The sequence below is a fragment of the Thermodesulfomicrobium thermophilum DSM 16697 genome (assembly GCF_059568695.1).
The window spans coordinates 316,125-331,851 of record NZ_JCANTW010000011.1 but is presented as its reverse complement, the minus strand read 5'-3'; the positions used below and the strand labels follow the sequence as shown (position 1 = coordinate 331,851).

General features: G+C 58.3%; 15 protein-coding genes. 10 read left to right on the top strand and 5 right to left on the bottom strand.

Annotation, left to right across the window (positions count from 1 at the left end; translation table 11 throughout):
- Positions 1 to 137 precede the first annotated feature (137 nt).
- The 9 genes from BR00_RS02860 (at position 138) to BR00_RS02820 (ending at position 8,611) form a co-directional block, all read left to right on the top strand.
- The gene (locus tag BR00_RS02860; protein ID WP_281749938.1) at positions 138 to 410 is read left to right on the top strand and encodes an HU family DNA-binding protein; all 273 of its coding nucleotides are present in this window, start codon (positions 138 to 140) and stop codon (positions 408 to 410) included.
- A 12-nt stretch (positions 411 to 422) separates the two neighbouring features.
- Positions 423 to 590, top strand: coding sequence for a hypothetical protein (locus BR00_RS02855; RefSeq protein ID WP_496476107.1), 168 nt, complete (start codon positions 423 to 425; stop codon positions 588 to 590).
- A gap of 132 nt (positions 591 to 722) precedes the next feature.
- Entirely contained in the window at positions 723 to 923 is a 201-nt protein-coding gene (gene rpsU / locus BR00_RS02850; protein WP_496476238.1) for a 30S ribosomal protein S21, read from the top strand.
- Positions 923 to 1,369, top strand: a complete 447-nt coding sequence (locus BR00_RS02845; RefSeq protein ID WP_496476106.1) for a GatB/YqeY domain-containing protein — start codon at positions 923 to 925, stop codon at positions 1,367 to 1,369. The genes rpsU and BR00_RS02845 overlap by 1 nt, the downstream gene beginning before the upstream one ends.
- Positions 1,370 to 1,374: 5 nt before the next feature.
- Positions 1,375 to 3,672, top strand: a complete 2,298-nt coding sequence (locus BR00_RS02840) for an endonuclease MutS2 (RefSeq protein WP_496476105.1) — start codon at positions 1,375 to 1,377, stop codon at positions 3,670 to 3,672.
- A 26-nt stretch (positions 3,673 to 3,698) separates the two neighbouring features.
- The gene (dnaG, locus tag BR00_RS02835; RefSeq protein ID WP_496476104.1) at positions 3,699 to 5,396 is read left to right on the top strand and encodes a DNA primase; all 1,698 of its coding nucleotides are present in this window, start codon (positions 3,699 to 3,701) and stop codon (positions 5,394 to 5,396) included.
- Between the two features lie 25 nt (positions 5,397 to 5,421).
- Positions 5,422 to 7,182, top strand: a complete 1,761-nt coding sequence (gene rpoD, locus BR00_RS02830; RefSeq protein WP_496476103.1) for an RNA polymerase sigma factor RpoD — start codon at positions 5,422 to 5,424, stop codon at positions 7,180 to 7,182.
- Positions 7,172 to 7,831, top strand: a complete 660-nt coding sequence (locus tag BR00_RS02825) for a thermonuclease family protein (RefSeq protein WP_496476102.1) — start codon at positions 7,172 to 7,174, stop codon at positions 7,829 to 7,831. The genes rpoD and BR00_RS02825 overlap by 11 nt, the downstream gene beginning before the upstream one ends.
- A gap of 3 nt (positions 7,832 to 7,834) precedes the next feature.
- Positions 7,835 to 8,611: an HD domain-containing protein gene (locus BR00_RS02820; protein WP_496476101.1), complete on the top strand. Its 777-nt coding sequence runs from the start codon at positions 7,835 to 7,837 to the stop codon at positions 8,609 to 8,611.
- A gap of 45 nt (positions 8,612 to 8,656) precedes the next feature.
- Here the strand turns inward: BR00_RS02820 and BR00_RS02815 are convergent, their stop codons facing one another.
- The 5 genes from BR00_RS02815 to tmcD all read right to left on the bottom strand — a co-directional run bounded on the left by BR00_RS02815 (position 8,657) and on the right by tmcD (position 13,630).
- The gene (locus BR00_RS02815) at positions 8,657 to 9,895 is read right to left on the bottom strand and encodes a BPL-N domain-containing protein (protein WP_496476100.1); all 1,239 of its coding nucleotides are present in this window, start codon (positions 9,893 to 9,895) and stop codon (positions 8,657 to 8,659) included.
- 81 nt (positions 9,896 to 9,976) lie between these two features.
- Positions 9,977 to 10,315 (bottom strand): acidic tetraheme cytochrome c3 TmcA, encoded by a 339-nt coding sequence (gene tmcA / locus BR00_RS02810; RefSeq protein WP_496476237.1) that lies wholly within the window; start codon positions 10,313 to 10,315, stop codon positions 9,977 to 9,979.
- 49 nt (positions 10,316 to 10,364) lie between these two features.
- On the bottom strand, positions 10,365 to 11,681 hold the full coding sequence (gene tmcB / locus BR00_RS02805) for an electron transfer complex ferredoxin TmcB (RefSeq protein ID WP_496476099.1): 1,317 nt from the start codon (positions 11,679 to 11,681) through the stop codon (positions 10,365 to 10,367).
- Between the two features lie 18 nt (positions 11,682 to 11,699).
- Positions 11,700 to 12,359 (bottom strand): TmcC family electron transfer complex membrane anchor subunit, encoded by a 660-nt coding sequence (gene tmcC, locus BR00_RS02800; protein WP_496476098.1) that lies wholly within the window; start codon positions 12,357 to 12,359, stop codon positions 11,700 to 11,702.
- Between the two features lie 8 nt (positions 12,360 to 12,367).
- Complete coding sequence (gene tmcD, locus BR00_RS02795; protein WP_496476097.1) at positions 12,368 to 13,630, bottom strand: electron transfer complex subunit TmcD; 1,263 nt, start codon at positions 13,628 to 13,630, stop codon at positions 12,368 to 12,370.
- A gap of 566 nt (positions 13,631 to 14,196) precedes the next feature.
- On the opposite strand from tmcD, the gene hmcA reads away from it, so the two are divergent.
- Positions 14,197 to 15,720 (top strand): sulfate respiration complex hexadecaheme cytochrome HmcA, encoded by a 1,524-nt coding sequence (gene hmcA, locus BR00_RS02790; RefSeq protein ID WP_496476096.1) that lies wholly within the window; start codon positions 14,197 to 14,199, stop codon positions 15,718 to 15,720.
- Positions 15,721 to 15,727: the final 7 nt, after the last annotated feature.

The window sequence follows — 15,727 nt, the reverse complement described above, 5'->3', positions numbered from 1 at the left end:
CGGCCTGGGAAGCGCCATCGCTGCTCACTTTTTGAAAAACTTGTGTCTCTTGCGCCCCCTAGAGGGCGTTGTTGGAAATTCTGACGAGGAAGGGTCCTTGCCCGTCTGTGTGGTGCAACCGCAAAGGAGGAAGACTGATGACAAAGGCTGAATTGATCGCCAAGATGGCGGAAAAGGCTGAACTCAGCAAAGCGCAGGCCGAGCGCGCTCTGAAGGGCTTTTTGGAGGCAACGCAGGAGACGCTGGCTGCCGAAGGCAAACTCACGTTGACGGGCTTTGGCACCTTTGCTGTGGAAGAGCGTCAGGCACGTACGGGTCGCAATCCCCGCACAGGCGAGGAAATCCAGATTCCCGCCTGCAAGGTGGTCAAGTTCCGTCCGGGCAAGGAACTCAAAGACGCCATCCAGTAAGGAGGAAAGGCCATGCTGCACGGAGAGACCGTTCATAGCCCCCTGCCTCAGGATTTGCCTTGGTGGATGCCGGATCATGCTGTATTTTTTGGCGTTCTGTATGCGGTGCTGTTCATCATCGGTTCCGGCCTTGGGGTCGTGTTTCTGAAGTCCATCGCTGAGACGCTGCGGGAAAAATAGCCACATCGGAAAGCATTGGGAAGGAGGGTGTCTTGGGGCACCCTCTTTTTTTGCTTGCGTTGCACACCATGGTTGGATAAGAAATTTTTTTCCGTTGACGGCGGAAAAGTTTGTGGTGGGGAGGTGATTGGTTTGCCTGGAGTTTTTGTTACGGATAGCGATTCCTTCGACTATGCCCTGCGGAAATTCAAGAAGCAGGTGGAAAAGGCTGGAGTGCTCTCGGAGCTCAAAAAGCGCCAGCATTATGAGAAGCCGAGCATTCAGAAGAAGAAGAAAGAAGCGGCCGCCCGGAAACGTTTGCTCAAGAAACTGCGCAAAATGCAGGGGATGTAATGAGCCTTTTCCAACGGATTGAAAAGGACTTCGTTGCCGCGTTCAAGGCCAAACGCACTGAAGAGGTGGCTGTCTTGAGAATGCTCAAGGCAGCCATCAAGAATAAGGAAGTGGACGTGCGCCGGGCCCTTTCCGATGCGGAGGTCTTGGAGGTCGTGGCCAAACAGGTCAAGCAACGCCAGGAATCCATTGAACAATTCCGGACAGCAGGGCGTACTGATCTGGTGGACGCGGAAGAACGTGAGCTCCGCATTCTTCAGGCCTATTTGCCCCAGCCTTTGACAGAGGCAGAGTTGGCGGCCGTGGTGGAGGAGACGATCCAGGCCACAGGGGCAACCAGCATGAAGGACATGGGGCGGGTCATGCAGGCGATCCTTTCGGCGCACGCCGGCCGGGTGGATGGGAAAGTCGCCAGCGCATTGGTGCGCGCTCGTCTCTCCGCATAATTCTCATGAACCAGCGAACTTTGGATTTGCTGGAGTTCCCGCGGGTACTCCAGCTTATTGCTGCTTTTGCCGTGAGCCACTCTGGGGCGGCGGCCTGTTTGCGTCTTGCGCCGCAGGGATACCGTGGGCTTGGGGAGGCCACGGCGCTTGTGCAGGAAGCCTTGGAGGCGACCCAGCAGCATTCCCTTGTTCTGGAGCCGTTCCCGGAGCTGGAAGAGGTGTTCGCGGCATTGGAGGCGCCTCATGAGGTTCTTGATGGAGATGCCCTCCTGGCCGTGCTCGATGTGCTGCGTGCCGGGCAAGGGGTGAGTGCAGCTGTGGCTGATATGGACGCCACGCACTATCCAGCGCTACGCGCTTTGGCCGCGCACCTGAGCCTTCCTTCCAGGACCTGGTCAGCGCTGCGGCGCTGTTTGGCGCCGGACGGGCGTGTGCGCGATGAAGCATCGCCCGAGCTTTTCTCCGTGCGTCAGGAGATCCGGCGCATCCATCAGCAGTGTACCCGCAAGGTCCAGGATGCATTACTTGATCCTGGTATCGCTTATGTTCTGCAAAACGACTATCTGACCATTTCTTCGGACCGTTACGTACTTGCGGTCAAGACAAATTTCAAAGGCCAGGTCCGCGGCATCGTCCATCACTATTCGCAGACCGGAGAAACCTGCTATATTGAGCCCTTCTTCTTGGTGGAGCTCAATAATACCCTTCAGGAACTCTTCCAGGAAGAACGCCAACAGGTGCGGCAGGTGTTCGCATTTTTGACCGAACTTGTCCGCCAAGAGCGGGATGCCATCCGCCGGTTTTTTGCAGCACTGGTGCAGTGGGATGTCCTCTTGGCGCTGTGCGCCTTTGCCCGGCAGTATGATGCTCATTTGGTGCATGTGGCACCGGATGCGCCTTTGTGTTTGCGCCAGGCGCGGCACCCGCTTTTGGTGGCGCGGCACGGGGACAGCGTCGTCCCTGTAGACATCGAGCTGCGTTCAGGCGAGCGGGTCTTGATCCTCTCTGGGGGCAATGCGGGCGGTAAGACCGTGGCCCTCAAGACCTTGGGGCTGGCGGCGATCTTGGCCCATTCGGGCATTCCCGTGCCTGCGGCGGCAGGGAGCACCCTTCCCTTATGGGAGCGCGTGGTCGTGTCCATGGGCGATGAACAGTCCCTGGAGCGCAGCCTGTCGACGTTCACCTCGCAAATCCACGCCTTGGCCGAGTCCTGGTCGCGCATCGACGCCCAGACCCTTGTGCTTTTGGACGAGTTTGGCATGGGCACAGATCCCAGCCAGGGGGCAGCCCTTGCGCAGGCATTGGTGGATGAACTCATGGACCGGGGCGCTTGGGTAGGCGTGGCAACGCACTTCCCCGCCCTCAAGGCCTACGGACTTTCCCGGGAAGGGGTGCGGGCCGCTTCGGTGCTTTTTTGTCCGGAAACGGGTCGTCCGCTCTACCGGCTGGCTTACGACCAGGTGGGAGCGAGCCGTGCCTTGGATGTGGCCCGGGAACATGGTTTGCCGGAGGCGGTGCTGGCGCGTGCCCGGGACTATCTCTATTTGGACGCCGGGGACGTGGAGGAGATCTTCCAGCGTCTCAATGCGCTTGCGGCGCGGAAAGAAGCCGAGGTTTCGGCGTGGCGACAGGAAGAGGTGCGCTTGCGCCAGGAGTTGCGCCGAGAACGGGAGCGGCTGGCCAAGGAGCGGGAGCGTGTGACCCGCGAGGTGCGCGCTCAGGCCCAAGAGATCGTACGCGCATGGCGGCAGGAGAAGCTGGGACGCAAGGAGGCGCTGCGCAAACTCGCTGCGTTGCGGGAGTCTGCCGAGCCGCAACGGCCCGGTGAAGCGCCACTTTCCGCGGACTCCATTGCCCGTGGTCAAAAACTGCTTTATGTGGCTTGGAACCGTGTGGGCGAGGCGCAGGATGTGGACGCGCGCAAAGGCCGTGTCCAATTGGACGTGGACGGGCTTACGGTGTGGGTGCCTCTTGATCAGGTCGCTCTTGCAGACGCCGCGCCGAAGCCGCCGCTAAACTCCGGTGGGGTCACGGTGCGCACGGCGCCGCGGCAAGGCTCGGCCTTGCGCCTTGATGTGCGGGGATTTCGGGCGAGTGAAGCGGTGCTGGAGGTGGAACGCTTTCTCGATCGCGCCCTGCTGGGCGGCTACGGCCAGGTGGACATCCTGCACGGCACGGGCACCGGGGCGCTGCGCCGCGCCATTCATGACGCCCTGCGCCGCAATCCTGCGGTGCGGACTTTTGCCGTTGCCCCGGCGGATCAAGGCGGCGAAGGGGTGACCACGGTGAACTTGGGGGCCTGATCGTCTTTGGTGGCCGGAGGGAGGGAATGGCCCGTTTGGATCCATCGGTGGTGGCCGAGATCAAGGCCCGGCTGCGCATTGAGGACGTCGTGGGCCGGCATGTGCGTTTGCGCCGTGTGGGCCATCGTTTGGTCGGTCCATGCCCGTTCCACCAGGAAACCAAGCCGTCCTTCTCCGTCAACCCGGATGAGGGGTTCTACTATTGTTTTGGCTGTCAGGCCGCAGGTGACGTCATTGAGTTTTACCGCGCCATCCATGGCGTAGACTTTTGGGATGCGGTAGTGGCCTTGGCGGAAGAGGCCGGCGTCGAATTGCGCCTTGGCCCGGGAGGGGACAAGCCTGGATCGTCGCGCAAGCGGCTTATGGAAATGCAGGCCCTGGCCGCTAGGGCATTTCGGGAAGCCCTGGCTGCGCCCATGGGCAAAGCGGCCCGGGAATATATCGCCCGCCGGGGTATCGACGCCGCAGTGGTGGAGACTTTTTCTCTGGGCTTTGCTCCGACGGCGTGGGATTTTTTGTGGCGGAAATTGCGGGCAGCAGGGTTTTCGGCCGAAGAAGCCGCCTTAGGCGGTTTGGTCACCCAAAAAGAGTCGGGCGGTGCGTATGACCGCTTCCGGGGGCGCCTGATGTTTCCCATCTGGAGCCTTTCGGGACAGGTGGTGGCCTTTGGCGGCCGTGCCCTTCAGGAGGACGACGGGCCCAAGTACCTCAATTCGCCCGAAACCCCTCTGTTTACCAAGGGGGACCACCTTTATGGTCTGTATCAGGCCCGGCGGGCAGCGGGGGCGGAAGGCCGGGTGCTGCTCACGGAAGGCTACGTGGACGTCCTCACGCTCTCCCAGTTTGGGTTTTCTGCCAGCTGCGGAGTTTTGGGCACGGCGCTCACTGCAGAGCAGGTGCACCGGCTGGCGGGTTTTGTTTCCCACGTGGACGTGGTGATGGACGGGGACGGGGCTGGCCGCAAGGCAGCGTTTCGCAGCGCCGAGATGCTCCTTTCCCAGGGGCTTTCGTGCGCGGTGGTGGAGCTTCCGGAGGGCGAGGACGTGGATTCGTTTTTGCGGGCTCAGGGGCGGGAGGCGCTGGAAGAGCTGCGCCGTTGCGCTGTGGATGGCGTGGAGTACTGCGTTGCCTGGGTTCGGGCGCACCACAACCCTGCCGAGATGGTGGCATGGACGGTGAATTTTCTGCGGGGAATGAAACGGCTGGATCTTCAGGCCTATTTTTTACCCCGTATTGCTGGCGCCCTTGGGCTCTCGGAGCAGGAGTTGCGTCGGACTTTGGCTCCGGCGCAGGCCGCCAGGCATGGCGCCGCGGAGAAGCTGCGGGGAGCTTCTGCCTCCCAGCGTGATCGGGAGCTTTTGGCCGTGGCCATTTGGTTTCCACACCGCCATGAGGAATTGGATGCTTTGGGCATCGAAGCGGCGCTTTCCACACCGCGAGGCAAGGAGTTGTGGCGCAAAATTCGCGCCCAGTCGGCGGAGGCCGTGCTTCCCGTACTCGATGCCGGGGAAAAGGCCTTTTATGTGCAGACGCAGATGCAGGCGCGCCAGGTAGACATCGAGGCTGCATGGGAAAGCGTCTGCGCGTGGCTGCGCCGCAATCATCAGCAAAAAGCCGTGGAACAGATCCAGCATGCTTTGGTCGAGGCCAAGCGCGAGGGAGATCTGGCCGAAGAATTGCGTTTACTTGCCGTGTTGAGTGCATTGAAGACACAGGCTGTGTAATATCCTTCAGCAAAGGGGCGAACCCATGAGCACCATCAAAGATGTGCAGCAAATTCAAGCATTGATTGCCGAGGGGAAGAAGAAGGGATTTTTGACGTTTCAGGAGCTCAGCAAGGCGTTGCCTGCGGATGTGAATTCTCCAGAGCAGCTTGATGAGATAATCAGTATTTTTGGGCAGTTAGATATTGATGTCGTTGATGAGAAGCTTGCGGGCGTGGAACTTGACGATGATCTCGATGATGACGTCAAGATCGACAAGATCGAACTCGTGGAAGACGAGGAGTCTGCGGATTATCCTACCCGCAGCAGTGATCCGGTACGTATGTATTTGCGGGAGATGGGCGCTGTTGGGCTGCTTGACCGCGAAGGCGAAGTGTACATCGCCAAGAAAATTGAAGCTGGAGAGATGGAAGTTCTCTACGCATTGGTGGAAGTCCCTGTGGCCGTGGAAGAGTTTATCCGTGTAGGAGAAGACCTTAAAAACGGAACCATAAAACTGAAAGACGTCGTCAAAACTATCGAAGAAGATGATCCTTCAGAAGAAGAAATGAATCAGCGCGAGCGTGTTATTAAGCTGCTCGATGAAGTAAAGAATATTTATAAGAAAAAACAAAGTATTTATGAAAAGCTTGATGAATGTGCAACGCTCTCTAAGAGAGTTTACGGTGTACAAAAGAAAATAATGGAGTATAAAGAAAGCGTTGTACAGTGTTTGAAAGATATTAAGCTCGAAAAAACGTTGGTGGATCGTATTATTGAGACGGTCAATGATTACGTGCGTCAGATGAATAATTGCAAACGGGATATTTCCGCGTACATCCTTTCTCTAGGAAAATCCCAAGAGGAAATATTCTCCATCTTCCGCCAATTGGAAGAGCGCACCATCAACCCCGTGGTGGCGGCGCAAGAGCTCAACATGACCGTGGAGGAGCTCTTTTCCTTCAAAGAAATGGTCAACGGCAAGATCGAGATTTTGCAGAAACTTCGGGAAAACGCCATGCACGACGTCGATAGTCTTGAGGAGATCCTCTGGCGTATTCGCAAAGGCAATGCCGATGCCCTGGACGCCAAGCAGGAGCTCATTCGAGCCAACCTGCGTCTCGTAGTTTCCATTGCCAAAAAGTACACCAATCGTGGATTGCAATTTCTCGATCTCATTCAGGAAGGCAATATCGGGCTGATGAAGGCCGTGGATAAATTTGAGTATCAGCGCGGCTATAAATTTTCCACCTATGCTACCTGGTGGATTCGCCAGGCCATCACCCGTGCCATCGCCGATCAGGCGCGCACCATTCGCATTCCGGTGCACATGATTGAAACTATCAACAAATTGGTGCGTACCTCCCGGTACTTGGTGCAGGAGTTGGGGCGGGATCCTTCTCCGGAAGAGATCGCCGAGCGCATGGACTATCCGGTGGAAAAGGTGAAAAAGGTCCTGAAGATCGCCAAGGAACCCATTTCTTTGGAAACTCCCATCGGTGACGAGGAAGATTCCTCCTTGGGGGATTTCATCGAAGACAAAAAGGCTGTGGCTCCGGCGGACGAGGTGGTGAACACCAAACTGGCGGAGCAGATCAACTTGGTGCTTTCGGACCTGACGCCTCGCGAGGAGCAGGTGCTGCGCAAGCGCTTTGGCATTGGAGAAAAGAGCGACCATACCTTGGAAGAGGTGGGTAAGCTGTTCAATGTGACGCGGGAGCGCATCCGGCAGATCGAGGCCAAGGCCTTACGCAAGCTCCGTCACCCGGTGCGCAGTCAGCTTTTGCGGACCTTTTATGAGTCGTAAGGTGCGGGCGCGCTTCCACGCCCTGGCGTGGCTGGGCGCGCTCTTTTGTCTGCTTGCCGCCCAGGTCTGGGCGGCAGATTGGGCACAGGTGCGCGCCGTGGTGGACGGCGATACCTTGGAGCTTGCCAGCGGACAGACGGTCCGCCTGGCAGGTATCGACGCCCCCGAGATCAATCACGATGGCGGACCTTCGCAGTACTATGCCGTCCAAGCCCGCAAGGAGCTACAGGCCTTGGCGGGCGGACAGGAGGTGCGGCTCCAGGTTTTGGGCCGAGACCGCTATGGCCGCCTTTTGGCGGTGGTCTTGCGTCGTGATGGGATGATGCTCAACGAGCGCATGGTTGGCCTTGGCGCGGCTTTTGTTTTTCCGCACAAAGACGATGCGGCCTTGGGAGAGCGGCTCCTTGCGGCGCAGCGCTTGGCCATGGACCGGGGGCTCGGCTTTTGGCCGCGTATCTTGCGTCTTCCCGCGGCCAATGCGGGCTATGTGGGGACGCGGAGCTCACAGCGCTTTCACCAGCTCTCGTGTCCCTATGCCTCGCGCATCAGCCGGCGCAACCGCCAGTACTTCTCTTCGTTGCGCAGCGCCTTTGCCGCAGGCTATTCCCCGTGTCGCTCGTGCACTCCGTGGCCGCAAGAGCCGAGGTGACCCATGTCCTCCACCATTGCCGTGCGCGCTCCACGCCTCAAATCCGTTCTTCGCGCCTTTATGACCGAGGCTGAAGCCAGCGCCCAGCGGGTGGGGAATGCGCGGCGCCTCGTTGACCTCAAGCGGGACCACAGTCTGCGGGTCATGGCCTTGGTCTCGCGTCTCCTCAAGGCCCATATCGTGGAGCCGTACGAAATCGGGATTGTGGCCGCCCTCCTTCATGATGTGGGGCGGTTTTCCCAGTTTGAGCAGTATCGTACCTTCCGGGATGCGGTATCCATCGACCACGGCGCTGCAGGGGCTGCATTTCTCGCCGCATCTTCCCTGCTCGATGCCTTCAGCGCATCGGAAAAAGACGCCATCCTCCGCATCGTTTCCTTGCACAATCGGCGGGCGCTTCCGGTTCTCGACCCGCCTTGGGATGTGCTCCTCCATGCGGTGCGGGATGCCGACAAGCTGGATATTGTACGAGTTGTTTTGGGCGCCTTGGAAAAAGGAGAGGTGGATTCCACCGTGACTCTGGGCCTGCGGACAGAGCCAGGGGTTAGCCCTGGCGTTCTGCAGACACTTTCCCGTGGTGAAGCCCCGGACTATGGACAATTGGTCTCTGTGGACGATTTCAAGCTCTTTCTGGCGGCATGGTCTGCGTGTCTTTCTTTTCAGGAGAGCCGACGCATTTTCGTCCAGCGTCGGTACTTGCAGCGCATTTGGACCGTACTTCCCCAAACCCCTCCCATTGCGGAGCTCTTTCAGCGCTTTGCCGACGCCTTGCGTTCGTGATGCTTTCCGTACCGTTTGCGACCGGGAGGCCTTTAAAACTTCCAGTTATACTTTAAGGTCAGGGGCTTCCGGCAGGATCTTGGCGAGTAATTCGTCAAGGATCTGAAGCAGTTGTCCGTATACCCCTCCGTATCCTGGAAAAGGTCCGAAGAGGCGCTGGCGCATGCTGGTGCGTGTGCTTCCCCCGCACTCGGGCGAGCTGGGATTTTGGGTCATGCTCCGGCGTTCCTGCACGAGGTAGCGGGCGGTCTCCTCGCAGAGCCTTTGGCAGAGCTCCAGGCATCGTGGGCTTTGGCTGTGCCACCAGCGGCGGGTGGAGGGGGAGATGGGCAGGCTGAGGGCGGTGCTGAGCATGGCGAGAAGCGTGGTGATGTGGGATGCGGGAATCCCCCGTCGCCACCCCAGCAGCCACGAGGTGCGCCAGGTGAGTAGAAAATGGCGTTCTCCCAAGGCGATGAGCCCTTGTACGGCGGCGAGCATCTGGGCGAGGGCCGAGTCTTCCCAGGCCGGGGTGAGCTGGCGGATATCCCAGGGAGGGATGGGCGCTTCAGGAAGGTCGAGGAGTGCGGCCAACAGGGCATTGGCCTGGGGAGAGTTCGGGGTCTCCAGGTGGGCGTAGCTCAAGATGGCGCTGCCTGCGCCGAAGGGAGCGCTGAGGATGCACGGGTCGCCCTCAAGCCAGCGCGGGTGAAGGTTGATGCCGTAGATTGCTTCCCAGGCGGAGAGGTCGTCGGGAGCAATATCGTCGAGCGGCAGATCGGCCACCCAAAAGTCAGGCCCTGGCCGTTGGTAGGTGGCGAGGATGTGGATGGTGGTGTCGTCGAGATCGAATTGGGATGGCCACCATACCGGCAATACTGCCTCGCTGGCGGAGTACTGCGGGACGTGCAGCCGGCAATGCACATGGCCGCTGCAATTGGGCAGGCGTCTTGAAGCGGGTTTGCGGCGCAGCTCGCAGAGGCCAAGCAAGGGGGCGGTGGGGTCTTGGTTGCGGAGGGCGAGCCCCGCTCCGCCGCAGAAGCCAAGATAGGTGCCACCTGCTTTCACATAGCGTCGGATGGCCGCTCGACCGGCCTCTCCAAGGGCTTGGGCCTTGCGTCCCGCCCATCCGCCGGGGACCACCAGCACGCGTGGCTGCAGACGATCCAGTGCCCCGGCGGTCACGTCTGTGGTCCGCAGCAGATGCGGGCGTGCTCCCAGGGCGCAGAGTCCCCGCCAGGCCAGAAGTCCCCAGAGATGAGATTCGTCCCAGAGAAGGGCAAGCTTGGATACAGATGTTGGCATAGCGAAGGCCCCCGCGGCGGCTGCCGTGAGGGCCTTAACGTATTCCGGGATGCTTGTTTCGGCAAGCAATGGGATTTTGATCTAGCGCTGATGGCACTGGCCGCAGGCCACCGGTCCCTTGCCTTTGCTCTTGTGGCACCCCACGCAGGCGCCGTGGTAGGCCTCCCGCAGTCCAGGCTGCCGTCCCTGTCTCTTGAGGGCGTGGCAATCGCTGCAGGCTTGATCTTCCGAGCTTGAGTCCTTTACGAGCTTCCCGTCCTGGTAGACGTGGTGGCAGATGGCACAGTCGTCCAGTCCTGCTTTTTCATTGTGGGTGTCGTGGTCGAAGATCGCCACGGGGCGGCGCAAGGTGCCAAAGGCTTCGGTTTTCAAGACAGTGTCTTCGCTCCATGCCGGCGCGGAGCACAACGCCAAAACCATCCCCCCAAGCAGGGCCCCAAGCCAGAGAGCGTGGTGTCGTCGGGTCATATTATTGGGCCTCCGGTTTTTCCATGCATTCGTAGATGATTTCGCCCAAGAATTTGAGCTCCATGTCCAGTTCGTACTTGTGGATGATGTCATCCAGCCCGCCGTGGCAATTGTGGCAGGGAGCAATACAGATTTTGACGCCAGTTGCCTTGAGCTGTTCCGCCTTGGCCCGGTTGCTTTCCACCCGGGCGTTTTTGAACGGCGGGCCGCAATTGATGACCCCGCCGCCGGCTGCACAGCAGAGGTTGTGCTCCCGGTTGGGATGCATCTCCACGAGGTTCTTGCAGAAGGCGCGCACGACTTCCCGCGCCTTCTCGTGCAGACCGCGGCCGCGCACCACGTTGCACGGGTCGTGGAAGGTCACCGGCTCTTCAATTTGCTTGGCTACCTTGATACGGCCTTCATTGAGAAGATCCCAATAGAATTCCAAGGCATGGATGACAGGGATCGGCGGCATGCGCCAGCCGAGCACGCGGTTGCCTGTGTCGTACACCGAACGGAAGGCATGGCCGCATTCCCCCATGACGATTTTTTTCACCCGCAGCCGGGCCGCGGTCTCGAAATGGGCGCGTTTGAGCCGGGCCATGATCTCGCTGTCTCCCGTGAACATGGCCATATCCGAGTTGTCCCACCCTGGGGTGGCCGGCATGGTCCAGTCGAGGCCGGCCACGTTCATGATGGCTGCGGCCTGGTAGATGAGCTGGGTGCGGAATTTGGGCTCTGGCCCGATAACCGAATACATGATCTCCGCGCCCTCTTTTTCCAGAGGGATACGGGCCGTCGGGAACTCGTCCCGAAGCTCGTCCTCTTGCCAGTGCAGGGCGTCGATCCACTCGTCGTCTTTGACCCACATTTGGTTGAGTGTGGCGGAGTGGGAGTGGGCGGTATCTTGGATATAGAGCGGCGTGAGCTCCAATTTATGCACGATACGCCGGACCAAAGTCATCATATACGCGATATCGATTCCAAATGGACAATACTGCACGCATCTTCGACACAAATTGCATTCTGTTTGCGCGATCTGTGTCGCTTGTTTCATGAATTCCACAGAAACTTTGCCTTTGTTTTTGAGCATCGGCCAAATGGTTTGTTTCACCTTGCCCACGGGCGAATAGCTCGGATCTCTGTCCCGTGAGAGGTAGAAATGGCAAGCCTCCGAGCACAATCCGCAATGGGCGCAGGTTTCTACGTAGGCCATGAGGCGGGCACCGGTTTCATTGCCGAGCACCGCATTGATCGTGCGCTCAATGCGTTCTGGAGTAAGGGCCTCCGCCCCGCGTTCGATGCCTTCGTCTTTGATCCATACTCGTTCTGACATGGAGAATCTCCTTGTTGATTACCAATCCTTGACGTGGCGCACCATGCCGAATTCCGATCCGATGTATCCCCGCGTGAAGGGCGCAAAAAGCATGTGGGATAGCCGGGTGAAGGGGATGCTCGCGATGAGCAGCTCTGCGGAGAGGATGTGCAGGAGCGTTACGACCAGGGGGTCTCCCCATTGGTGATACGCGAGGATGCCGGTGAGAAACGGGGCTGCCACAAGCCCCAACAAGGCATAGTCGGTCCAATCAGTGACAAAAGCCACCTCCGGGCGCACCACCCGACGTGCGGCGAAAAAGATGCAGGCGCCAAGTACCGCAAAGGCCAGCATGTCGGCCACGATGTCGGGGAGAGCGGGCCAGCCCAAACCGAAGCCTTCTTCCAAGAGAATCACATGGGCGGAAAGGAACGCAAGGATGAGGAAAAAGCCGATATGAAACAGAAATGCCACCCCGACGAAGATGGGATGCAGACGCATGTTGTTGGTATTCCAAGGAATTGCCCAATTGATGATGGAACGGATGGCGTATTTGAATGATATATAGGAAAAGAGAACTTGTTCTTTTTCTTTGGCAAGTTTGAGAAGATGCCAGATGCGGTAGATGGATCCAACCACGAACACCGTCCAGGCGATCCAGGCCAGTGGTCCAGAGACAAAGACGTAGATTCGTTCCATACTCCCTCCTAGCCGCATATAGTGGAAACACGTTCCACGATACGGATATATGTATTATTGATAATTCCACGAATCAGAATAAGATTTCCGTCATCGCTGAATATTGGGTCCCAACACTCAGAAAATTCTTTGGAGTATGGCTTTCCATCCACGACGATGGTGTATTTTTTGGAACGTTCGACTTTTGCCGCAACGTGATCTCCATTGGGAGAAAAAACCGGCTTCCAGCACATGTCGTACATCTCCGGCCATGCTTTGTCGTCGGCAATGATGGTCCAGCGTTCGTTTTCTTTGCCAACGGCGGCGATTCTACGTCCATCAGGGCTGGTTGTGAGATCGGAAATCATATCTCCAAAAGTGGTGCGCCACGCCTGACCGTCCACGGCAACGGTCCAGCGGCCGTATTGCGGGCATACGAGGGCTATCAGGCGGTCTCCTCGGGGCGTGTAGCGTTGGTGCCACACCTGGAAAAATTGCGGCTTCCAGATCACCTGGCCATCCACAGCCATCCCCCATTTCCCTCCGAGGCGCACCGGCGCGGCGATGGCGTTGGTCTTGGGGTGGAAGCAGGGTTCCCACACCTGGGAGAACGTTTCATTCCAAGTAGCGCCGTTGCAGGCGATGGTGTATTCGAAGAGGTTCAGCCGCACTTGGGCCGCTACGTGGGTGCCGCTGGGGCTGATGACTGGGGTCCAGACGTTGACGAAATTGCGCTCCCAAGGTTCGCCGTCCACGGCAACGGAGAAGACTCCTTGTTTGAATTTGAAGATCTCCGCTTGCCCGAGGGGTTCGGTCTGGACTGCAGCGGCCGTATGCGCCCCGTCGGCGCTGAGCACGAAATTGTTGGCATTGGCAAAGAGATTGGGCCAGATTTCTCCGTCCTTGATCATGCCGTACTGCATAGAGTCGCTGACCGAGCACGCAATGACGGATCCGTCTTCTGAAAAGAGCGTATTCCAGACAAACCCATAGCCTTCTTCCCACGCCTCTTCATCCACACAAAGCTTCCAATCGCCGTCGTTGACCAGGGCAGTGAGTCGTCCGTCCGGGCTATAGCGGAGATACCACACACGATCGAACTGGCTTTCCCAGAGCGTGTCGTTCACCTGCACCGTGTAGGTCTCGTCCGTTGTTCGCACCACGGCGGCCACCTGCTCTCCATCTGGGCTTGCGTGGCTCTCTTCGCGCCATGCAACCTCGTCATTGTTCGTGGCGAGATCCACAACGGTTTTCGAACCAACGCTCCAATCCAACTGTGCTTTTGGTGCCATACCCCCTCTCCTTGTGTTACGGGACACGTAGTTGTGTGAATCCTTGTTCCGATTTTCATCACGTTTAAGTCGGAAAATCGGAATGTTTTGAAGGGCGGATAACGTACGCTTTGGTGTATGTAAATATATTTCCAGAATCAGACTGCTTTGGTCGATAAAAAAAGAATAGTATTTTTGTCCTATTTTGAATTGGATTATTCAGAGTGTTATAGTCATTATTTTTGTGCTTTTTGTGTCATGAAAAGATCTATTCATGGCGACCGGGTGACGACGAGGGGTTGAGGCGGAATGACGATAGATAAATAGTTTTTTGAAAATTAGACGGTTGCTTACTTTGGAGTTGCCTTGCTTGTGAAGGAATGGATTTGCTCTTGACGGGTTGCGGTGGATTCTATACCTCCGGGGTCGGAAAAAATCATACCTACAGGCTCTTAAATAGGCATCTGTTTGGTATGTTTTGCTTTTTGAGGCGCGAGGCGGGCCTTGGGGAGTCAAGGCCAAGGTTGCCGGAATGTTCCGGGGAGGATTTTCAACAAAGGATTGTGCACATGGAGAAGGGAAGACCAATGCGATGGGTCGGCATCCTGTGCCTGAGTCTGGGGGTTGCAGGATTTGGACTGAACGCCCTGGGGGGCAAGCAGGAGGGGACACCCGAGCCGGGAGGGGCGGGGCTTATTCTCATTGATACCCTGGCCGCATCCGGCAAGCTTTCGTACCCTGTGGTTCGTTTTGACCACGACAAGCACACCAAGGCGGTGGAAAACAAGTGTGCCTCCTGCCACACCGTGACAGATGGGAACAAGGTAACTCCATTGTTCAAGCGGCAGGCGGACGAAGATCCGGGACGTATCAAGAGTATTTATCATGACAATTGCATCGGCTGCCACCAGCAGACTGTTGAGGCTGGGAAGAAGAGCGGTCCTCAAAGCGGGGAGTGCCGCTTGTGCCACGCTGGCCCGCAGGGCTCGGTGCGTGAGGTGATCCCCTTCGACAAATCACTGCACTACCGTCATGCGTCCTCCAAGATGGTGCAGCCGGCTCCCGGGCAGAAGGAAAACTGCTCCAAGTGTCATACGCAGGATACGCCGGAAAAACGGAACCTCGTTTTTGCCAAAAACAAAGAAGAGGCTCATGCCAAGTGCATCTCATGCCACATGGAGATCGCCTTGGCCAAGCAACCCACAGGTCCGCTGGAGTGCGCGGGGTGCCATGACGCCGCCAAGCGTTCCACGTACAAAGTGGTTGCAGACGTGCCGCGTCTGGAAGCCGGGCAGACGGACGCCATGCTGCTGGTGGCTCCGGCCTCCAAGTCTGCGGCCCAGGGAGCGCCTCGGGCGGTGGTGCCGTTTGATCACAAGGCTCACGAGGCCAAAGTGAGCCGCTGCTCGGCCTGTCATCACGATGCCCGCTCCCAGGGCGTGCCTGCCTGTTCCCAATGCCATACCCCTGGCGGGAAAGAGGACGGGGCCTTCATCACCATGGAGCAGGCCATGCACCGGCCCATGGCCATGGAGAGCTGCATCGGCTGTCACAACGCTAAGAAAGCAGAGCCGCAATGCGCGGGGTGCCATGAATTTCTGGGGCGCACCACCAAGAGCCAGGAAGGGGCGTGTGCCAAATGCCACGTGGAGATGCCGCTGCCTGACGGCGTGGAGCAAAACAAGGCGCTTCGCAATTCCCTGGCTCAGACCATCCTTGAAAGCAAACCCAAGAAAGACACCGCGTTGCGTTTGGACGAGATCCCGGAGGTGGTGGAGATTGGTTCTTTGTCCAAGGAGTATCAGCCAAGCAAATTCCCCCACCGTAAGGTGGTGAAGAAGATTGCCGAGGGCATGGAAAACAACACGCTCGCTGCCTACTTCCATAGTGCGCCCAATGCCATGTGTGCGGGCTGCCACCACAATGCACCGGCTTCTGCCAATCCTCCGGCCTGCGCCTCCTGTCATAGCAAGGAATTCCAGGAGGTCGATGGCCTTAAGCCTTCGCTCAAGACCGCTTATCATCAGCAGTGCATGGGATGCCACAAGCAAATGGGTATCCAGAAGCCCGCGGATACGGCCTGCGTGGAATGTCATGCCAAGAAAGAGTAACCCCTAA